The organism is Aurantimonas sp. A2-1-M11, assembly GCF_036549475.1.
Classification (GTDB): Bacteria; Pseudomonadota; Alphaproteobacteria; order Rhizobiales; family Rhizobiaceae; genus Aurantimonas.
The window spans coordinates 1-3,608 of sequence record NZ_JAZHLI010000149.1; the positions used below are offsets into that span (position 1 = coordinate 1).

General features: G+C 62.0%; 1 protein-coding gene and 3 pseudogenes. 3 read left to right on the forward strand and 1 reads right to left on the reverse strand.

Features of this window, described 5'->3' with window-relative positions; all coding sequences use genetic code 11:
* Positions 1–72: 72 nt before the first annotated feature.
* From VQ042_RS24985 to VQ042_RS24995, 3 genes and pseudogenes are all read left to right on the forward strand, one after another.
* Positions 73–866, forward strand: a pseudogene (locus VQ042_RS24985) (IS3 family transposase); the annotation flags it as partial.
* A 111-nt stretch (positions 867–977) separates the two neighbouring features.
* Positions 978–2,603, forward strand: coding sequence for a transposase (locus VQ042_RS24990; RefSeq protein ID WP_442880234.1), 1,626 nt, complete (start codon positions 978–980; stop codon positions 2,601–2,603).
* Positions 2,604–2,662: 59 nt separating this feature from the next.
* A pseudogene (locus VQ042_RS24995) lies at positions 2,663–3,046 on the forward strand (integrase core domain-containing protein); the annotation flags it as partial.
* Between the two features lie 417 nt (positions 3,047–3,463).
* Here VQ042_RS24995 and VQ042_RS25000 read toward each other — a convergent pair.
* A pseudogene (locus VQ042_RS25000) lies at positions 3,464–3,608 on the reverse strand (IS3 family transposase); the annotation flags it as partial.

A 3,608-nucleotide genomic window follows, 5' to 3' on the forward strand; every position in this document is an offset into this window, starting at 1 on the left:
AAAACACCGGAAATCAATCGGGTCAGGATCGGTTTCCGGCATTCTCCAATACTTCAAACCCGATGGGAATCCCTGAAGCACAGGGCATCCAAGGGTTTTTCAGGGCGAACTACGAAGCTTCGGCAGGTTGAAGTCCTGCGCGGACAGGGAGTGGCGATGGCCGATGCCGTTCGCCAGATCGGCGTGTCGGAGCTGACCTTCTACCGCTGGCGCAAGGAGTATGGCGGGATGAGCCGTGACCAGCTCCGCCAGATGAAGGATCTGCAGAAGGAGAACGAGCGGCTGCGCAGGGCGGTAGCCGATCTGACGCTGGACAAGCTGATCCTTTCGGAGGCGTCCCGGGGAAACTTCTAAGCCCCGCGCGTCGCCGCGCCTGCATCGATTACGTCCGCTCGGTTCTGCCGAAGAAGGTCTCCGAACGCCGGGTCTGCCAAGCCCTTGGCCAGCATCGCTCGACGCAGCGGCGCCGGCCCCATGGCCGGGATGACGAGGGGCAACTGACCGAGGACATCGTCGAACTCGCCCGTCGCTATGGTCGCTACGGCTACCGCCGTATCGCCGCGCTTCTGCGCAGCCAAGCGGGTTGGGTCGTCAACGACAAACGGGTCGAGCGCATCTGGCGGCGCGAGGGGCTGAAGGTTCCCGCCAAGCAACCTAAACGAGGCCGGCTCTGGCTGAACGACGGGTCCTACATCCGTCTGCGTGCCGAGCGGCCCAACCATGTGTGGTCCTACGATTTCGTCGAGGACCGAACCCATGAAGGGAGAAAGTACCGAATGCTGAACGTGATCGACGAGTTCACTCACGAGGCGCTCGCCATCCGGATCGACCGCAAGCTCGATTCTACCGATGTCGTCGACGTCCTGTAGCGCGACAATCTGGATGAGAAGCCGCATTGCCTCGCCTGAACTGTTGCTGAAGATCGTGCCGTTGCATCATTAGAAATGTTCCCGGAGCGGTTCTGTTCGGGGGCAGGAATGAGACGGATCAGCATGGGCACAAGAAACGAGCTACTGGCGGCGGTGGTGGCGCGATATCGTGGGGCGACCCGAGCGGAGAAAGGGCGGATTCTGACGGAATTCGCGGAGATTTCGGGGTATCACCGCAAGCATGCGGAACGGCTTCTTCGGCGGCAACATGTCGTGGATCGGTCGCAGCCACGGCCTGGGCGGCGAGTTTATAGCGAAGCTGTGCGAGAGGCGCTGGTTGTTCTATGGGAAGCGGCCGACCGGATATGCGGGAAGCGGTTGAAGCCTCTCATCCCGCTGCTGGTTCCGGCGATGGAGCAGCATGGTCATCTGGCGCTGGACGAGAATGTACGCATCCGGCTGCTTGAGATCAGCGCAGCCACGATCGATAGAGTGCTCGCCCCTGTACGGGCTGCCGGTTCGGGCGACAAACGTCGGCGGACTGCGCATTCCTCGGCGGTGCGACGGAGCGTGCCCATCCGGACGTATGCGGACTGGAACGACCCCGCGCCCGGCTACATGGAAGCGGATCTTGTCGCGCACAGCGGCCCGTCGGCGAGCGGGAGCTTCGTGCAGACGCTGACTCTCACCGACGTGGCGACAGGATGGACAGAATGTGCGCCGCTTTTGTTTCGCGAGCAGCGCCTCCTCAGCGAGGTAATGACCGCGCTGCGCCCCGCGCTGCCGTTTCCCCTGCTCGGCTTCGATACGGACAATGACAGCGTCTTTATGAACGAGACGATCAAGGGCTGGTGTGAAGGAGAGCAGGTCGAGTTCACCCGCTCGCGACCCTATCGCAAGAATGACCAGGCCCATGTCGAGCAAAAGAATGGCGCCATCGTGCGACGGATGGTCGGCTACCGCAGATACACCGGCGTCGCCGCAGCCACCGAGCTGGGACGTCTTTATCGCAGCGTGCGGCTCTACGTGAACTTCTTCCAGCCATCGTTCAAGCTGATGGAGAAGACTCGTGACGGTGGCCGGGTGACGAAGCGGTATCATCCGCCGCTGACACCGTTCCAGCGTGTGCAGGCTCATCCTGCGGTCGCACCGGCCGCCAAGGACGAGCTTGCGGTACAGTTCGCACAACTCGATCCGGTCGTCCTGCTCCATGACATCCGCCAGGCGCAGGCAAGGTTGACGGCACTGGCCGATGCGACGCCGCCTTTGGAAAGCGAAGGCAATCCAAAGGCGGACGTCGAAGCTTTCTTCAACGGTTTGCGCCATGCCTGGAAGGAGGGCGAAATCCGGCCGACGTCGCGCAAAAAGCCGTCAGCTCCGAGAGGCAGGCGCCGTCCCGATCCGCTCGCAGAGGTTACCGACGATCTCAAGGCGTGGTTCGACGAGGCCCCGTCGCGAACCGGGCGGGAACTTCTGTCCAGGCTTCAGGTCGCCCATCCGAATGCCTATCCTGACGCGTTGCTTCGCACCGTGCAGCGCCGCCTGAAAATCTGGAGAGGCGACATGGCCAAGGCACTCGTGTTCGCAGGAAGCGGGGATGCGAACCCGATGATGACCTCTGACCCGCTGCGCAATGTAGCGGCTCCGCGCGCCAGAGGTCATCAAGAACCGTCGAGCCCTGAGTCCAGCGAGAACGAGCATACTCAGGAGCATTTTGCTGAGGCAACGACCTGATCCCTCAGGAGCATCCTCGGATGAGGCAATACGTGTTCTCACCCTGATTGTCGCGCCGCAACGTCCTGACAGACCTCTTCATCCTCCACGGGGTGCCGGAGAACATACGGTCCGACAACGGCCCCGAGTTCATCGCCAAGGTCGTGCGGAAATGGATCGCCGACGTCGGGGCGAGGACCGCTTACATCGCGCCCGGTAGCCCCTGGGAGAACGGCTTCGTCGAAAGCTTCAACGCTCGCCTGCGCGACGAGCTTCTGAACGGCGAGATATTCTACACCCTCGCCGAGGCCAAGATCATCGTCGAGAGCTGGCGGCGCCACTACAACACCGTGCGTCCGCACTCCTCACTCGGATACAGGCCACCGGCGCCGGAAGTCTTCCTGTCGCCATTCGCATCAGCGCCCACACCCCGTTCGCTGGCTCAACGGCCGACGATCCACTAACATTCAAACCGGACCCGTCAGTGGGGGCGGATCAACGGAACCGCCGACTGATCGTGAGATCGAGTTCGAGACCATCGAAGGTCGAAAGGGGCGCGGCGAACTGTCCTACAACGGTCAGATGGAGATGAAGCCCTCTAGCTCCGAACTCCGCACGGGATTGAGGAACTTCTTCAGGTGCAGCGATGGCGAGTTACGGATGGTTGGGATTAAGCGCTGGCGAGAGATCGAGTAGCAGTTGAGGTTTGCCCCATGGAAGACGCAACCAATGACCTTGCCGAAAAGATCGCGGCCGCCGAACGCGAACGAGCGGTGTGGGGAGCAGGCCGTAGAGCTTTCCGCGCAAAGGGTGCCACAGCTCTCAATCCGCATTCGCCGTTGAACCGCCCCGGGTTTCCCGGAGACCATTTAGTTTGAGTCCTACGCGGCTATCGGCACGGCCTCAAGCTTGACGTAGTAGGCGGCTTCCGCCTCGGCGGGCGGGAGGTTGCCGATCGGTTCGAGCAGCCGGCGATGATTGAACCAATCGACCCATTCGAGGGTGGCAAACTCGACGGCTTCGAGA